The following is a 16,920-nucleotide window of genomic DNA, read 5'->3' on the forward strand; positions in this document are numbered from 1 at the left end:
GAACCGATGACACTGCGCTGCGCCGTACTCGACGACTTCCAGTCCGTCGCGACCACCGCTGCCGACTGGTCGCCCCTGGCGGGCCGGGTGGACGTCGTCCCCTTCCCGGAGCACTTCGCCACCGAGGACGAGACCGCCGAGGCGCTCGCGTCCTTCGACATCGTGGTGACCCTGCGCGAGCGGGTCCCTTTCCCCGCCGCCCTGCTCGACCGACTGCCGCGCCTGCGCCTCCTCGTCGCGTCCGGCATGCGGAACTCCGTCATCGACTACGCGGCCGCCGCGCGCAACGGGGTCACCGTGTGCGGGACCGCCAGCGCCGGCACCCCGCCGGTGGAGCTCACCTGGGCCCTGCTCCTCGGCCTCGCCCGCAACATCGTCCCGGAGGCCACCGCGCTGCGCGCCGGAGGACCCTGGCAGTCGACGGTCGGCGCCGACCTGCACGGGCGGCGCCTCGGTCTGCTCGGGCTCGGCAGGATCGGCAGCCGGGTCGCCGCGGTCGGCCTCGCCTTCGGCATGGACGTGGTCGCGTGGAGCCCCAACCTCACGGCCGAGCGGGCCGCCGAGGTGGGCACCCGGCTCGCCGCCTCCAAGGAGGAGCTCCTCGCCACCAGCGACTTCGTCTCCGTACACCTGGCACTCGGCGACCGCAGCCGGGGGCTGATCGGCGCCCCGGAGCTGGCGCTGATGGGCCCGGACGCCTACCTCGTCAACACGTCGAGGGCCGCCATCGTCGACCAGGACGCCCTGCTCGCGGCGCTCCACGCCGGGACCATCGCGGGCGCGGCCGTCGACGTCTTCGACACCGAGCCCCTCCCCGCGGACCACCCGATGCGGAGCGCGCCGCGCCTGCTGGCCACCCCGCACCTCGGGTACGTATCCCGCGCCAACTACGCGGCCTACTACGGCGACGCGGTCGAGGACATCGAGGCGTACCTCGCGGGCTCACCGGTCCGGCTCCTGGGGGCGTGAGCCGGACCGGGAGGCCCTCGGACGGCGCCGCTCAGTAACGCAGCACCGCCGCGATCCGGTGGTGCTCGTTCAGGGTGTCGTCCGGGAGGAACACGACCTCGGCGCCGCTGTCGAGGGCCGCCTCGACCAGTTCGTCCACCACGTCCTCGCGTACCGTCGCGTCGCCCGAAGCCGCCTCCTCGTCGTCCACCGGCACGAGGTGGCCCTCGGCCGTGCGCGCCGTCTCCTGGAAGTGCTCCTCCACCACGACCAGCCCCGCGCGGCCCTCCCGCACGGCGGTCCACACCTCGTCGAGCCCGCCCGCGAAGGTCTTGGCCCCGCGTGCGCCGTCGAGCCGGGCGCGTACCTCGGCGGCGCGGCGCTCGGCGTGCTCCTCCATCGCCGCACCGAGCTCCGCCAGCAGGGCGGCCGGCGCGATGTCGGCGGGGGCGCCCTTGGCGACCCGGCCGACCGCCGCGTGGGCGCCCTCGCCCGCGTCGTCCAGCAGCGCGAGCGCGGGCGGCAGCCCGACCAGGTACAGGGGGCGCGGGTCCGCGGCGAGCACGGCCCGGAGCCTCTCGTCGACCGTACGGAGGAACTGGCGGGTCTCCTCGTCGGTGTACGTGCTCGGGGTGTCGCCGATCCGCTCCATCCGCTGGGGGTTCGGTGCCTCGCTCGGAGCGGTCAGCGGGAAGCCGCCCTTCTCCTCCAGGTGCACGGAGTCCGCGGTGCCGCCCCAGAGGGCCGCGTGGTCGGCCGCGACGGTCAGCGCCCAGTACGGCTGGGACTGCGCCTTGGCCGCCACCAGGTTGCGGGTCAGGTACGTGTCGCTCAGCACCACCCGCTCGGGAGCGGTGCGGGGCAACTGCCAGATCTGGTACTCCTCCGTGCTCACCAGGAGCACCAGCGACTCCAGAGCCCGGCGCGCGTCCACTTCGGCGACCGCGCGGTCCAGCTGCGCCCGCAGCTCGGCGGCGGTCTCGCGCGACACCCGCGGATCGGCCTCCAGCCGGCTCGCGGCCTCGGCGACCAGGTTGCGCAGCCGTACGGCGTCCTGGGCGTTGTCCGGGGCTCGGCGGTGGGTGGGCATCGTCAGGGACAGGACCGGATAGGTGCGGGTCGCCCGCAGTTCCTTGAGTACTCCGGTGGTCAGGGCGTCCGTGTCCATCGTTCCCTCCCAGGGGTTCGATTCCGGTGGAGGGCCCGGCGCGGTGTCCCGCGGGGCCCGGGCCGTTCCCCGTACCTGGGGACGGATGGCCCGACGAGTCAATTCATACCTTTTGATCCTAATATGAGCCAATTAACCGGTGTCGTACTCAGGGGTTCGGGAGGTAGCGGCATGTCCACCCTCACCGTGTGGAAGTTCCGGACCGCGGACGCGGCGGAGAACGCCGAGGCGTCGCTCACGTCCCTGCAGAAGCAGGGGCTGATCAAAATCATCGACGCGGCGGTGGTCAGCTGGCCCGCCGACCGCGCGAAGCCCCGCACCCGGCAGCTCCGCAGCCTGGTCGGCGCGGGCGCCCTCGGCGGCACGTTCTGGGGGCTGCTCTTCGGCCTGCTCTTCCTGATGCCGCTGCTCGGCGCGGCCATCGGCGCCGCCGCCGGGGCGCTCGGCGGCAGACTCGCCGACGTGGGGATCGACGACGACTTCATCAACGAGGTCAAGGAGCAGGTCACGCCGGGGACTTCGGCCCTCTTCCTGCTCACCCGGGACGAGATCACCGACCGCATCGGCGCGGCCCTCCCCGGCGGGGGCGCCGAACTGCTCCACAGCAACCTGGACACCGCGAGCGAGGAGAGGCTCCGCAGCGTCTTCGCCGAGGACATCGAGGACGCAGAGGACGCCCAGGGCGAGGGTTTCGGTGACGGCGGGGGCCGGTGAGTCCCGCCGGTGCGGAGCCGCCCGGGGCGCCGGTGTCCTCCGACGCACCCCTTCCCTCCGACACGCCGCTCGCCGACACGCCCCTTCCCTCCGACGCGCCGCTTTCCTCGGGAGCGCCGTTTCCCTCCGACGGGGCCGGGGCGGGGGCGGCCGGTGCGGTGACCGCCGCGCTCGGTGAGCTGCGCGCACGGTTCGCCGGGATCCGGCATGGTGAAGTGGCCTCGTACATCCCCGAGTTGACCCGGGCCGACCCGGATGCCTTCGGTCTCGCGCTGGTCAGCATGGACGGGCATCTCTACAGTGCGGGCGAGGCGCGCACGCCGTTCACCGTGCAGTCCGTCTCCAAGCCCTTCGTCTACGCCCTCGCGCTGGCCGAACTGGGGCTGGACGAAGTGTCCGCCTGGGTCAGCGCCGAGCCCAGCGGCGAGGCGTTCAACGCCATCAACCTGGAGCACGGAACCGGCCGGCCCGCCAACGCCATGGTCAACGCGGGCGCCCTGGTGGCCTCTTCGCTTGTCCCCGACACCCCGGACCGCCCGCGGTTCGAGCGCATCCTGGCGTTCCTGGGCCGGTTCGCGGGACGGGCTCTGGACGTGGACGAGGCGGTGTACCGCTCCGAGTCCGAGACGGGCGACCGCAATCGGGCGCTCGCCTACCTCATCCGCAGCGCCGGCCGGCTCCCCGTCGACCCCGTCACCGCCACCGAGACGTACTTCCGCCAGTGCGCGGTACGGGTGACCGCCGTGGACCTCGCGGTCATGGCCGCCACCCTGGCCCACGGCGGCGTCAACCCCGTGACCGGCGACCGGGTGGTGACCGAGGAGGTCGCGGCCCGGGTGCTGGCCGTCATGGCGACCTGCGGGATGTACGACGCGTCGGGGGAGTGGCTGCTGCGGGTGGGGCTCCCGGCCAAGAGCGGGGTGTCGGGCGGTCTGATCGCCGCCGGGCCCGCGCGGTTCGGGCTGGCCGCCTACAGCCCGCCGCTCGACGCCGCAGGGACCTCCGTACGCGGGCGGTCCGCCTTCGCCGCCCTCTCGGAACGTCTCGGGCTCCACCTGATGCTCAACCCCGCGCTCCCCGGCTCCACCGTCACGCTCGTCACCACGGGGGAGGACCCGCCGCCCGGCGGCGGAGCGGGGGAGAGGGGGCGGGTGGCGGTGGTGGCCGCGCAGGGGGCGCTGGACTTCACCGCGGCCGAACGCGTGCTGTACGGACTCGACGAGGCCGGCTCCGGGGGTGCCCCGTCCGTGGTGCTGGACCTGCGGCAGGTGAACGGGATCGAGCCGGTGGCGTACGCGATGCTCCGCCAGGGGCTGGCCCGGCTGGAGCGGGCGGGCCACCACGTGGCCCTCGCCGACCCGGCCGGCCGGCTGAGCGCCCCGCCCGGCGGCGAAGGCGTACCGGAGGGCGGTGACGGTGTATCTGCGGGCGGCGAAGGCGTATCTGCGGGCGGTGACGGTGTACCGGAAGGCGGTGACGGTCCGTCCGGTGGCGACGCCCCGCCGGACGGTGGTCCGCCGCCCGTCGACCCGCCGAGCTTCGCCACGCGCGACGAGGCCGTCGCGCGGTGCGCCCGGGAGGGCGACGGACGGCGGTCCTGAATGACGACGGACTGCCGTCCGCCCGTGCTCCGGGCTGCCGGACCGACGGGCCTACCAGATCGACTCGACCCACTCCGGGTGGTCGATGAACGGGTTCCGGTTGTGCTGGTACTGGGCGTAGATGACCTCGTTGCGGTTCTTCTCGAAGGCGCTCGGCGGGTCCTCCTGGCTCCACTCCTTCAGTACCGAGAGCTTGCCGATGTACGGTGCCGAGCCGTTGTTCACCTTCTCGTTGGGCTCCAGGTCGGCCCACGCGTCGTCGCCCTCGTAACGCACCGCCATGTAGAGGATCATCCGCGCGACGTCGCCCTTGTCCGCGTCGCGGGGTTCGAAGGAGTCGGCGTCGGTGTAGTTGCCCGGAGCGCCCGACACCTGGCTGCCGCCGTTGTCGAAGTCCTTGTTGTCCCGGATGGAGTTGACCTGGACGTCGGCCGGCCGCAGGTGGTGCAGATCTGTACCGGGGCCCGTCGCCGTACCGAAGTCGCCGTGCGACTTGGCCCAGACGTGCTCGCGGTTCCACTGGCCGACGTTTCCGCCGTTGTCGTCCTCGGGCCGGGACTCACCGGTGTACAGCAGGATGACGTTGTCGGGGTTGGCGGGGTCCTCGTCGGTGTCCTTGAGCGCCTCCCAGACCTGGCTGTACGAGACCTTGGTCTGGCTGCTGATGATCGTGTGCAGCGCCGCCTTGAGGGCGGTGCCGGACTTGCCGAGGGCGCCCGCGTAGTAGGTGTCGTCCAGGGCGGCCGACGCGGTGGCCGCGGTGGCGGGCGCCGGGGCGGCCTTGCCGGGAGTGGCCGCGGCGGTGCCGGTGAGAACGGTGACGGCGGCGAGGGCGGCCACGAGTGGACGCGCGTAGATTCTTGTGCGACGGGACATGTGGGGTGTCCTCTCCGGGATGCGAAAGGACTGCGGCCACCCTCTGATTCGTGGGGGAGGGAGGGGGCGCGGCAGTCATATGAAGGGCGATCTGCCGGGCAGCCTTCCATACGCGCCGTACTTCATGCATGAACAGAAAGTGATGGCCATGTGCAGGTCAAGTGGGGATCGGTCCCGTCGGTCACTCCCGCATCAGCCGCCCCGGCGAGGCCTCGGACGCGAGTGCCGCGTCGCGGCCGGATGCGCGGGCCGCGTCCCGGCGTGAGAATTGGCCGAAAGGACGAGGAGGCGGCATGAGCCAAGATCCCGAATCCATATACCTCACGCGCGACGCGCGGGCGATCACGCCGGAAGAGGTGACGCCGGACCGGCTGCTCCACACCGGAGCGAGCGACCGTCCCAGTGCGGAGGACCTGGTCCTCGCCTCGGGCCGGGACGTGACACCGGAGAGTCTCGAATGGGCCCGGCGCAAAATCGCCGAGGAAGGGCGTTCGGCCATCGACAAGCGACTTCCCTGAGACCACCGGGGCCCGGGACGGGAAGCGCTCGGCGCGGCGGGTGCTCCCGCCCGGGTTAGCCTGAACGCACAATGAACTGTTTGACGACGTCACAGGGCCCCGTCGACCTGGCCCGTTTCCCCGAGCACCCGCGCGACCCCTTCCGCGCCTGGGACGCGGCCGACGAGTACCTCCTCTCCAGGCTGGAGGGACCGGCGGAGCCCGGTGCGGCCGGACCCGCCGGGCCGGTGGACCTCTCCGGCACTGTCGTGGTGGTGGGCGACCGCTGGGGCGCCCTCTCCACGGTGCTGGCCGGGCACCGGCCCGTACAGGTCTCCGACTCCTACCTGGCGCAGTGCGCCACCCGCGCCAACCTCGCCCGCAACGGCATCGACCCCGAAGCGGTGCGGCTGCTCTCGTCGCGCGACACCCCGCCGGACCGGATCGACGTCCTGCTCGTACGCGTGCCCAAGAGCCTCGCGTACCTGGAGGACCAGCTCCACCGCCTCGCGCCCTCCCTCCACGAGGGCACCGTGGTGATCGGCGCGGGCATGGTCAAGGAGATCCACACCTCCACGCTCAAGCTCTTCGAGCGCATCGTCGGCCCGACCCGCACCTCGCTCGCGGTCCGCAAGGCCCGGCTGATCTTCTCGACCCCCGACCCGGCCCTCGCCCGTACGCCCAGCCCCTGGCCGCTGCGGTACGAACTCCCCACCGACATCGGGACCGCCGCCGGCCGTACGGTCGTCAACCACGCCGGCATCTTCTGCGCCGAACGCCTCGACATCGGCACCCGCTTCTTCCTGAAGCACCTGCCCACGCGCTCCGGCCCCGACCGGGTCGTCGACCTCGGCTGCGGCAACGGAGTCGTCGGCCTCGCGGCGGCCCTCGCCAACCCGGACGCCTCCGTCACCTTCACCGACGAGTCGTACCAGGCCGTAGCGTCCGCCGAGGAGACCTTCCGGGCCGGTACGGAACCGGGCCGCGAGGCGTCGTTCCTCGTCGGTGACACCCTGACGGACGTCGAACCCGGCAGCGTGGACCTGGTCCTCACCAACCCGCCGTTCCACTCCCACCTGGCCACCACCGACGCCACCGCCCGGAACATGTTCCACGGCGCGCGCACCGCGCTGCGGCAGGGCGGCGAGCTGTGGGTCGTCGGCAACCGGCACCTCGGGTACCACACGCAGCTGCGCCGCATCTTCGGCAACTGCACCACCGTCGCGGGCGACCCGAAGTTCGTGGTCCTGCGCGCCGTCAAGCGCTGACCCTCGTGGACCCGGTGCCGGGACGACCGGCGCCGGGTCACGTGGGGGGCCGGACCAGTCCCGTGCGGTAGGCCAGGGCGACGAGCTGCGCCCGGTCGCGGGAGTGCGTCTTCGCGAGCGTGCGGTGCACATGAGTGCGTACGGTCAGCGGGCTGAGCACGAGACGTTCGGCGATGTCGTGGTTGGAGAGCCCCTCGGCGACCAGCACCGCCACCTCCCGCTCCCGGGGTGTGAGCTCGGCCAGCGCGTCCGCGTCGGCGGGGGGCGAGGGCGGCGGCGTACCGACGAACGAGGCGATCAGCGCACGGGTCGCCGTCGGTGACAGGAGCGCCTCGCCCGCGGCCACGGTCCTGATCGCGTCGAGCAGGGTGTCGGGGTCCGCGTCCTTCCCGAGGAACCCGCTCGCTCCGGCGCGCAGGGCCCGGGCCACGTACTCGTCGGTCTCGAAGGTGGTCAGGATCAGCACCCTGGTCGGGGCCAGATCCGGGTCGGAGCAGATGGCCTCGGTGGCCGCCAGCCCGTCGGTTCCCGGCATGCGGATGTCCATCAGGACCACGTCGGGGCGGTGGGCGCGCACCGCCGCGACCGCCGCCGCGCCGTCCGACGCCTCGGCGACGACCACCAGGTCGTCGGTGGATTCGATGAGCATGCGGAACGTCGCGCGCAGCAGGCCCTGGTCGTCCGCCAGCAGTACGGTGCAGGTCACGTGGTGGGTTCCTGTTCGGGAGAAGGGGCGTTCGCGGTCAGCTCGCCCGGCAGCAGAGGGAGCTCCGCCACCACGGAGAAGCCGGTTCCCCGGCGTCCCGCGGTCAGGGTGCCGCCGACGAGCTGGGCGCGCTCGTGCATGCCGAGCAGTCCGAACCCCGAGGGCGCCCCGGCCGGTGCTTCCGGGGTCACCGGCGCTTCGGAGGCCCCCGCGGGGCCGTCGTCGGTGACGGTCACGACGATGCGGTCGTGGCCGTAGCGCAAGGTCACGACAGCCGCGTCGGTGCGCGCGTGTTTGGCCGCGTTCGTCAGCGCTTCCTGGACGATCCGGTACGCGGTGAGGCCGACCCCGGACGAGACCGGGAGCGGCTGCCCCTCGTCGCGCAGGGTCACCCGGAGCCCCGTCGGAGTGAACGACTCCGCGAGGGCGGGCAGATCCTCCAGGCCGGGGGCCGGTTCGAGGGGCGAGTCGGTGTCACCGGCTTCCCGGAGCACCGCCACCGTCGCCTTGAGCTCGCGCAGCGCGGACGAGGTGGTGCCCACGAGCTCGTCGAGGACCCGGCTGACCCGCGGGTCCGGGTTGCGGCGGGCGAGATACGCGGCGGTGCCCGCCTGCGCGTTCGCCAGAGTCATGTGGTGGGCGACGACGTCGTGCAGGTCGCGGGCGATGCGGATGCGTTCCTCGTCCACCCGGTGCCTGGCCTCCTCCTCGCGGGTCCGTTCGGCGAACACGGCGCGCGCCTCCACCGCTTCGAGGTAGGCCCGGCGCAACTGGACGGCGCCGCCCATGTAGGGCATCAGCAGCAGCCAGGCGACCGGATTGACGGTCTGGAGCACGAAGGAGTAGTTCGCCGTGTCCTCCAGCAGCGACACGCCCACCAGCAGCAGGGCGACTCCGGCCGCCCACCGGAAGGCCTCGTGCCGGTCCTGGTCCCGCGCGAACCAGTACAGCGACGCCATCAGCTGGCCGAGGACCAGCGGCGTCAGCAGGAACCCCAGGGACGTGGCCACGGCCGCGCACACGGCGGTGACCACGACGGTGCCGCACGGGTGGCGACGGTGGAACGGCAGGGCCAGGCTGCCCACGCCGCCGAGCACCGCGCCCCAGATCCACTGGCTGCCGTCGTTCGGATGCGTGCTGGTGGCGACACCGGCGCTGACCGTCACCGCGAACAGGAAGACGGCGAGACCGGCGTCGGCGACCAGAGTGCGCCGCCGTACGAACTCCTCCCAGCGCGTGACGAGGGGCCGAGCCTTCATCAGCGGCCTCCTTCGGGCTTGTCCGTCCCATGATGATCTCCCCCCGGCGCGGTCGCGAGCGGGCTGCCCGTGTCGCGGGGACACGGGCAGCCCTGACCCGGTACGTATCTTCCGGTCGCCTCAGACGCCGGCGGGTTCCCGCTCCGGGGACCGTCCGGAGTCCGCCTCCGCGGCCTCGGCCGGTGCGGCCTCTCCGGCGAGCTTCTCGCCCTCCACGTCGACCTTCGGCAGGATCCTGGCCAGCGGCTTCGGCAGCCACCAGGCCCAGCGTCCGAGGAGCGCGAGGACCGCGGGCACGAAGGCCATCCGGACCACGAGGGCGTCGAAGAGCACGGCGATCGCCAGACCGAACCCGATCGTCTTGACCATCGACTCGTCGGCGGTCACGAAGCCCGCGAAGACCGACATCATGATCAGCGCGGCGGCCACGACCACCCGGCCGCTGGCGCGGAAACCGCTGACCACGGCCTGCTTCGGGCTCTCGCCGTGCACGTAGGACTCGCGGATACGGGAGACGAGGAAGACCTCGTAGTCCATCGCCAGGCCGAAGACGATGCCCACCAGGAAGATCGGCATCATGCTCATGATCGGTCCGGCCTGCTCCACACCGAGCAGATCCGCGGCCCAGCCCCACTGGAAGACGGCGACCACGGCGCCCAGCGCCGCCAGCACCGACAGGAGGAAGCCGAGCGTGGCCTTCAGGGGGACGAGCACCGAGCGGAAGACCATCATCAGCAGCAGCAGGGCGAGGCCGACGATGAGGATCAGGTAGGGAACGAGGGCGTCCTGGATCTTCTGGGCGACGTCGATGTTGAGCGCGGTCGTCCCGGTCACCTCGAAGGTGGCCCCGGTGCCGTCCTCGATGGCGCCCCGGTCGCCGCGGATGGAGTCGACGAGCTCGACGGTGGCCTTGTCGGTGGGACTGGTGGACGGTACGGCCGACAGGACGGCGGTGTCACCGGCCGCGTTGAAGCGGGGTGCGGACACCGACTCCACCCCGTGCGTCCCGGCCAGACGGTCGTGGATGTCCGCCACGGCGTGCTGCGGATCGGACGCGCCCTGGGCGTCCACGACGATGGTGAGCGGACCGTTGAAGCCCGGGCCGAAGCCCTCGGCCAGCGCGTCGTACGCCCGGCGCTCCGTGGTCGCCACGGACTTCGACTCGGCCCCCGGCATGCCCAGCTGCAGATCCAGCACGGGCAGGGCGACGACGCCCAGACCGATCACCGACGCGATCAGGACCGGCAGCGGACGGCGGGTGACGAAACGGGCCCAGCGGCTGCCACCGTTCTCCACCGGCTTCGCGTGGACGCCCTCGGCGGACGCGGCGGCGACGGCTCCGTCGGCCGCCCGTGCGGCGGCACGCCGACGGGCACGGCGCCCCTCACCCGGGGCTGCGGTGCGCAGTGCCGCCTTCCGGGCCCGCCGGGCCACCTTGCGCAGCCGTCGCGGCAGCACGGTGTTCGGCCAGAGTCCCAGCAGGGCGGGAACCAGGGTGAGCGCGATCAGGATGCCGACGGCGACCGCTCCCGCCGCGGCGAAGCCCATGGTGGTCAGGGTGGGAATACCGACGACGAACAGACCCGCGAGGGCGATGATCACGGTGAGGCCGGCGAAGACGACCGCGGAACCGGCCGTTCCGACCGCCATGCCGGTGGCTTCCCGGGCACTGCGGCCCTTGCCGCGCTCCTCGCGGTAGCGGGAGACGACGAACAGGGCGTAGTCGATACCGACCGCGAGGCCGAGCATGGACGCCAGCGAGCTGGTCGACGAGGAGAGGCCGAAGGTACTGGCCAGGGCGCCGATCGCCAGAACGGACACGCCGACGCCGACGACGGCGGTCAGCAGCGGCAGCCCGGCCGCCACCAGCGAACCGAACGTGATCAGCAGGACCACGGCGGCGACGAGGATGCCGATCCCCTCCGCGGGACCACCCGACTCCACCTGGCCGGCCAGCGCGTCGCCGCCCACCTCGACGGTCATCCCGCTCGCGCGGGCATCGTCGATCGCGTCCTGGACGGGGGCCTTCTCCGCGTCGGTGAGATCGTTCGCGGTCTCCTTGAACGTCACCGTCGCGTAGGCGGTGGAGCCGTCCTCGCTGACCGCGCCCGCGGCGAACGGGCCCACGGCCGAGGCGACCGCTTCGGCACCGGCGGCTTCGGTCACCGTCTCGTCGACGACCGCCCGGTTCTCGGCGGTGGTGACGCGCTCCCCGTCCGGCGCGACGAAGACGATACGGGCGGTGGCCCCGTCCGAGGCCGCGCCGGGGAAGCGCTTCGCCATCAGGTCGTAGGCCTGCTGGGACTCGATCCCCGGCATGGTGGTGGCGGAGTCCTTGGCCTCCGGCGCGACGGCCGAACCGACGGCAGCGCCGACCAGGACCAGCCCCCACAGGGCGATCACGAGCAGTCGCCTGTGGAAGGCCCCGAGGCCAAGGCGGTAGAGGAAGCGAGCCACGGTTGCGGGCCTTCCGGTCGAAGAGATGCGGACTCCTCCACTCTCTCCGGGCAGCCTCCGACGGGCGTCGTGCGCCTGCCGTCATCCGCCCTACTGCGCTGGTGGTACGCGCCGGCCCGGTGTCGTACGGATGTACGGGCCCCGGCCGCGTGCTGACGGGCGCGGCACACCGTGGGGCGACGCTCGGGTCGCGGACGATCGCGTCTTTCAGGTCCCGGACGATCGCGTCATTCGCGTCGGCCGGGGGCGGGATCCGGCGCCGGGTACCGCTCCGTCGCCACCGGCTGTACGGGCCGTGGACCTGGCCCCACGGCCCGTACCCGGCAGGTACATCTCGCCATGGGCCGGCCCGGACCCGGAACCCTGTGCCCGCAGAGAGCCCACCGGGCTCTCGGTCATGCGGATCCCTCGGGCCGGCCGGCGGGTTCCTGGTCGTGCGGGTAGTCACGGTGCTCGATGTAGGGCGCGGCGAGGAGCCGGAGCTGGTACTCGGCGTTCCGGCCGGCCGGCCCCGCGGTCCCCAGGTACGGCACCACGGTGTCCTCCAGCAGCGCGAGACGGACCTCGGCCGTGGCGGCGGTGAAGCGGGCGTGCTTGGCGGCGTCCTCCGGCTCGACGCCGAAGCGATCGGGCTGCTTGGTCACCACATCGCCGGCGTAGCGGGCCTTCTCCAGCTCCTCGGCGAAGCGGGCGCGGACGAAGGCGGTCAGGGCGTCGGTCATGAGCTGCCTCCGGCTGCGTTCTTGATGCTGACGACAGACCGTTCGCGCAGCGGCGGGATACCGGCCGTCTCGTGGACCGCCCCGAGTCCGGCGCGTCCCGCCCGCGCCGCTCGGCGCTTCTTCTCGGTCGTGGCCATGATCCGATGATGTCACGACCAGCCGCATCCCTGGTGAGCGCCCTGTGGACGCAACCCTGTGATGTCACATCGGGATGCATCCCGGTCGTACGGCTTCGGGGGTGTCGCCGGAATGTCGGGGTTGTCGCCCAGGGGTCCGGCAGGGGAGACCCCATGAACGCCTTGAGCCCGTGCCCCACCGCGTACGCTGCGGGCCGGCAACCGCCGCCCCGCCGCATCGCGAGGGCGACGGCACGACTCGGCCCCGGGAGTGGCCCCGGCCCGCACCGTCTTCCGTGACGGGCCGCCATACTGGAGCGGCCGGGGGAGGGCGCGGATGCAGCGGAGCGACGGGGGCGACGGCGGACCATGGCGGAGACCAGGCTGATCCAGGGCCGGTACCAGCTGCTCGACTTGATCGGGCGCGGCGGAATGGGCGAGGTGTGGCGGGCCCGCGACGAGTCTTTGGGCCGGCAGGTCGCCGTCAAGTGTCTCAAGCCGTCGGGCCCTCCCCACGACCGCTCCTTCGCCCGCGTCCTGCGGGAGCGGTTCCGCCGCGAAGCGCGAGTGGCCGCCGCCCTCCAGCACCGGGGCGTCACCGTCGTCCACGACTTCGGTGAACACGAGGGCGTCCTCTACCTGGTGATGGAGCTCCTCGAAGGGCGCAACCTCGGTCAGCTCCTGGAGGACAACGGCCGACGGGCGCTGCCCGTCGACGACGTGATCGACATCGCCGAACAGATGGCCGACGCCCTCGGCTACACCCACCGGCAGGGCATTGTGCACCGCGACCTCAAGCCCGCCAACATCATGCGGCTCACCGACGGCACGGTGAAGATCTGTGACTTCGGCATCGCGCGCCTCGCCCAGGACACCGCCTTCACCTCCAAGCTGACCGGTACCGGCATCTCCATGGGCACCCCTCACTACATGTCGCCCGAGCAGATCGGCGGAGTCGGCGTCGACCACCGCAGCGACCTCTACTCGCTGGGCTGCGTGCTCTACGAAATCGCCACCGGAGTACCGCCGTTCGACCTGGACGACGCCTGGGGCATCCTCGTCGCCCACCGCGACACACCGCCGCGCCCCCTGCGCGCCCACCGTGCCGAACTCCCCGAGTTCTTCGAGCGGACCGTCCTCGACCTGCTCGCCAAATCCCCCGGACAGCGCCCGGAGGACGCCGGCTCGCTGCGGCGGCGGATCGCCCTCGCGCGCACCGGGAACGTACGGGAGACCGGATCCGCCGGGCTCCTTCACCCCGCCCCGGCCCCACGTTCTGACCTCCCGCCCGCCCGCGCCGAGCTTCTCCCTCCCGCCCGCCCTGAGCTTCTCCCTCCCGCCCGCGCTGAGCTTCTCCCTCCCGCCCGCGCCGAGTTCCCTCCCGCCCGCCCTGAGACGTACCCCTCCGCCGGCTTCGTGCTGCCCCCACCCGCCCTCCCAGCGCCGCCGCCGGACGCCGGTCCGCGCGAACTGCCCGACTGGACCCGTTCGATGACCACCGGCCGCCGGGCCACCGGCACCCAGCGTCGGGTCGCCGGGCCGGGCGACCACGCCGCCGCCCTCACCGGTGCATGGACGACCGGCCACCCGGCCTCAACACCACACGCCGCACCAGGAGTTCCAGCCGTCGAGGCGCTGCGGTCCCTGGCCGAACGCCACGAGTCGGCCCTCGCCCTCGCGCGCCTCGGACGCTGGGCGGAGGCGGGGGAGATCCACCGCTCGGTCGCGACCGAGCGCTCCCGGCTGCTCGGGGCCGCCCACCCGGAGGCGCTCGCCAGCCGGTACGAACGAGGCGTCTGCCTCAGCCGCACCGGGTACGACACCGAGGCGCTGGCGGAGTTCGGCCACGTCTCCGAAGGCAGGGCCAGGGCCTTCGGGCCCGACCACCCCGAGACCCTGGCGGCCCGCCAGGAGACGGCGTACGTACTGGGACGCCTCGGGCGGCACGCCGAAGCGCACCGGGTGTACGCGGCGGTGCTCACCGCCCGGGAGCGTACGGCCGGCCCCGACCACCCCGACACCCTGAGCTGCCGCCACGACATGGCGTTCAACCTCGGCCGGCTGGGGCGCGCGGAGGAGTCGTACCGGATGTCCCGCGAGGTCGCCGACACGCGCGCCCGGGTACTCGGCGCCGACCATCCGGACACCCTGGTGACCCTCTTCGAAGTGGGGTACGCCCTCGGCCGGACGGGGCGCTGGCAGGAGGCGCTGGACACCTACACGCGGGTCGCCCGGGGCCGGGTCCTCGCACTGGGGGCCACCCACCCGGACACCCTCTCCACCCGCCACGAGATCGGCGTCTGCCTCGGCCGCCTCGGACGGGGCGCGGAAGCGGCGGAGCTCTACCGCGCCCTCGTCCACGACCGGACGGGAGCGGGCGGGCCCGACGATCCGGAGACGCTCCGGGCCCGCCACGGCCTGGGCGTCAACCTCGGCCGCCTCGGCCAGTGGGAAGAGGCGCTCGCCGAGGCGCGCACGGTGTGCGCCGCGAGGGAACGCACCCTGGGCCCGGATCATCCCGACACCCTCGTCAGCTGTCGCGAGATCGCGGTCTCGCTCGGATGGCTCGGCCGCTGGGCGGAGGCGCTCGTTCTTTACCGGAGGGTCGCCGAGGCCAGGACCCGGGTGCTCGGACCCGGCCACCCCGACGCGGTGGCGAGCCGCGACGACGAGGTCCGCTGCCGCCAGCAGCTGGACGCCGGTGCCCCGCTCACCGAGCCCCACCGGCCCCCCGCCCCTCCCGCGACACCCCACCCGGAGGAGCCGTCGCCCCGGTGAAGGGACACCTGCGGGCGTACAAGTTCGGCCTGCCCCGGTGTAACCGGTGAGCAGCGGTGCGCCTCGTCGGACGACTCGGGCCCCACCCGTGCACTCCTTGCCCCTCCGGCACGGCCGGATCGCGTTCTACCGCGGGCGACGGCCCGTCCGGACCCTGAATACATGGGGGATTCCGGAAATACCGCGCCAGGACCGGACAGCACCGACCACATCTACCAGGCTTTCCTCGAAGGTGCCGTCGCCCCGCGCCCGCCCTACCCGCCCGACTGCCCCTTCTGCGACCTCCGCCAGGACCGTTACCCCACGCACTACGACGGCCACTGGGTTCTCCTCGAACCGCGCGTGATAGTCCCCGCCCATACGGTCCCCCCACGCGACCGCTGGACCATCACGCCGGACCGCAGGGCCATGAACTCTTTCGACGCCGAACCCCTCCCGGGTGCCCGGTGCCGCATCCCGCACCGCCTCGTCTGCCCGTACCTCCGGCCGGGGGACTTCGGGCTCTGGATCACCCTGCGCCGGCAGGCGAACAGAGACAGGATGGGCCGGCTCTTCGACCTGCCGAAAGACGGGCCCCCGGCGGCCGGTCGCTGACGAAGTGTCATGACCGCTGTGCCGCTTGTTCAGGTAACACCGGCTCGGTCCAGGACGGAGGCCATGTCGCCCTCGGGAAGCGCGGGGTTGCTCCCCCGCGCTGGAGGCCAGTTCAGGCACCTGAAGGGCCTCACGGAGCCGGTGGAGCGGCAGGCGCGGGTCCGAGGCCGCCGCCTGCCGCGTCCGCGCCGCGGAGTCGTGGCTGAGCCGTTCGATCAGCGCGGGTGTGGCGGCCGGGTCCCGTACGGCCAGCCGGCGGTAGTTCCCGTCCGGGTGGTCGGCGTAGCGTGCGGCGAGACCCTCGCGGGGAAAACGCGGGTGGGCCTCCGCCATCCACGCGGAGAACGTCCCGCCGAGCCGTGCGTACACCCGCATGAGGACCTCCACCGGGGTGTCGGGGTGGTACATGCTCAACAAGGTTTCCACCAAAGGGTCCTCGGAGCGCGCGAGCAGGCGCACCAGGTCAGGCGTCAGGTGGGGGCTCTGCGCGGCAGTACGCCGCAGCAGCGGGTGCGCGGAGGACGCGGCCCGGCGCAGTACGGCGGGGTCGGCGAGCCCGTCCCGTACCCATTCCACGTCCCCCCTGGCGAAGGCCGGCGCCGTGAAGTCGATCGCCATGCGCCGCGTCTCCTCCAGTTCGGGCCTGAGGGAGACCGCGAGCCGTACCTCCTCGTCGGCATCGACGGCGAGTCGCTGCACGAGGTCCGCGGGGAGCGACGGATTCTGGGCGAGGGCGGCGAGGTGCGTGCGCTCGGCGAGGCACCGTTCGGCGTCGGTGCGGGTGAGGCGTCCGTAGCGCAGCGCCCCGGCCGCGGACTGCGGATCGCTGAGAAGCCCGGCGGTCAGGCGTGCGTCCTGTCGGCACTCCCGTAGCGCCGCGGCCCGCCGTACCTCGGGGTCCGGGTCGGCCAGCAGCGCCGACCGCTCGCCCGGCGCCAGGATCTCCCAGGCACCCACCGCCCTCCGTCGCGCCGCCGGGTCGTGGTGGGCAGTCAAGGTGACGAACGACGGCACCAGGTGGGGCGAGTCCAGCAGAGCCCCTCGTACGGAAGCGTCGGGGTCGTCGAGCAGTCGGGCGCAAACGGCATCGGACAGTGGCGCGACCGACGTACGGGGATTCCGCCACTCGGGTCCGAACGCGAGAGCCGCCCGCACTTCGGGGGAGTCGTCGTCCGCGAGCCGGGCCCGCTGCATGGGATCGGCCCTGGCGCTCGTC

General features: G+C 73.0%; 14 protein-coding genes. 7 read left to right on the forward strand and 7 right to left on the reverse strand.

The features are described 5' to 3' along the window. The first annotated feature begins 6 nt into the window (after positions 1 to 6). On the forward strand, positions 7 to 969 hold the full coding sequence (locus ACWCWD_RS28540) for a D-2-hydroxyacid dehydrogenase family protein (protein WP_450777066.1): 963 nt from the start codon (positions 7 to 9) through the stop codon (positions 967 to 969). 31 nt (positions 970 to 1,000) lie between these two features. On the opposite strand, the gene ACWCWD_RS28545 is transcribed toward ACWCWD_RS28540, so the two are convergent. Next, a complete protein-coding gene (locus tag ACWCWD_RS28545) occupies positions 1,001 to 2,116 on the reverse strand; it encodes a baeRF3 domain-containing protein (protein WP_450777068.1) in 1,116 nt (371 codons plus the stop codon). Positions 2,117 to 2,287: 171 nt separating this feature from the next. Here ACWCWD_RS28545 and ACWCWD_RS28550 point away from each other — a divergent pair, with 171 nt between their 5' ends. Next, a complete protein-coding gene (locus ACWCWD_RS28550; RefSeq protein WP_450777070.1) occupies positions 2,288 to 2,830 on the forward strand; it encodes a DUF1269 domain-containing protein in 543 nt (180 codons plus the stop codon). A gap of 158 nt (positions 2,831 to 2,988) precedes the next feature. After that, positions 2,989 to 4,431, forward strand: a complete 1,443-nt coding sequence (glsA, locus tag ACWCWD_RS28555) for a glutaminase A (RefSeq protein WP_450777198.1) — start codon at positions 2,989 to 2,991, stop codon at positions 4,429 to 4,431. Between the two features lie 51 nt (positions 4,432 to 4,482). Here glsA and ACWCWD_RS28560 read toward each other — a convergent pair whose 3' ends face one another. Beyond that, a complete protein-coding gene (locus ACWCWD_RS28560) occupies positions 4,483 to 5,307 on the reverse strand; it encodes an endonuclease I family protein (RefSeq protein WP_450777072.1) in 825 nt (274 codons plus the stop codon). 293 nt (positions 5,308 to 5,600) lie between these two features. On the opposite strand from ACWCWD_RS28560, the gene ACWCWD_RS28565 reads away from it, so the two are divergent. Both ACWCWD_RS28565 and ACWCWD_RS28570 read left to right on the forward strand, forming a co-directional pair. Then, positions 5,601 to 5,825: a hypothetical protein gene (locus ACWCWD_RS28565; RefSeq protein ID WP_390960732.1), complete on the forward strand. Its 225-nt coding sequence runs from the start codon at positions 5,601 to 5,603 to the stop codon at positions 5,823 to 5,825. 71 nt (positions 5,826 to 5,896) lie between these two features. Beyond that, complete coding sequence (locus ACWCWD_RS28570) at positions 5,897 to 7,072, forward strand: methyltransferase (protein ID WP_450777074.1); 1,176 nt, start codon at positions 5,897 to 5,899, stop codon at positions 7,070 to 7,072. Between the two features lie 37 nt (positions 7,073 to 7,109). Here ACWCWD_RS28570 and ACWCWD_RS28575 read toward each other — a convergent pair whose 3' ends face one another. The 5 genes from ACWCWD_RS28575 to ACWCWD_RS28595 form a co-directional block, all read right to left on the reverse strand. Beyond that, the gene (locus tag ACWCWD_RS28575) at positions 7,110 to 7,778 is read right to left on the reverse strand and encodes a response regulator (protein ID WP_450777076.1); all 669 of its coding nucleotides are present in this window, start codon (positions 7,776 to 7,778) and stop codon (positions 7,110 to 7,112) included. Next, positions 7,775 to 9,037: a sensor histidine kinase gene (locus ACWCWD_RS28580; RefSeq protein ID WP_450777078.1), complete on the reverse strand. Its 1,263-nt coding sequence runs from the start codon at positions 9,035 to 9,037 to the stop codon at positions 7,775 to 7,777. The genes ACWCWD_RS28575 and ACWCWD_RS28580 overlap by 4 nt, the downstream gene beginning before the upstream one ends. A gap of 120 nt (positions 9,038 to 9,157) precedes the next feature. Then, positions 9,158 to 11,494, reverse strand: coding sequence for an MMPL family transporter (locus ACWCWD_RS28585; protein WP_450777080.1), 2,337 nt, complete (start codon positions 11,492 to 11,494; stop codon positions 9,158 to 9,160). A 395-nt stretch (positions 11,495 to 11,889) separates the two neighbouring features. Then, positions 11,890 to 12,216: a DUF6221 family protein gene (locus ACWCWD_RS28590; protein ID WP_450777082.1), complete on the reverse strand. Its 327-nt coding sequence runs from the start codon at positions 12,214 to 12,216 to the stop codon at positions 11,890 to 11,892. Next, positions 12,213 to 12,353, reverse strand: coding sequence for a hypothetical protein (locus tag ACWCWD_RS28595; protein ID WP_450777084.1), 141 nt, complete (start codon positions 12,351 to 12,353; stop codon positions 12,213 to 12,215). Before ACWCWD_RS28595 ends, ACWCWD_RS28590 begins: the two co-directional genes overlap by 4 nt. A 348-nt stretch (positions 12,354 to 12,701) precedes the next feature. Between ACWCWD_RS28595 and ACWCWD_RS28600 the strand changes: the two genes are divergently transcribed. Further along, a complete protein-coding gene (locus ACWCWD_RS28600; protein ID WP_450777086.1) occupies positions 12,702 to 15,110 on the forward strand; it encodes a protein kinase domain-containing protein in 2,409 nt (802 codons plus the stop codon). A gap of 162 nt (positions 15,111 to 15,272) precedes the next feature. Beyond that, positions 15,273 to 15,704: a DUF6083 domain-containing protein gene (locus tag ACWCWD_RS28605; RefSeq protein ID WP_450777087.1), complete on the forward strand. Its 432-nt coding sequence runs from the start codon at positions 15,273 to 15,275 to the stop codon at positions 15,702 to 15,704. The last annotated feature ends 1,216 nt before the right edge of the window (positions 15,705 to 16,920 follow it).

The organism is Streptomyces sp. NPDC001493 (assembly GCF_053597235.1).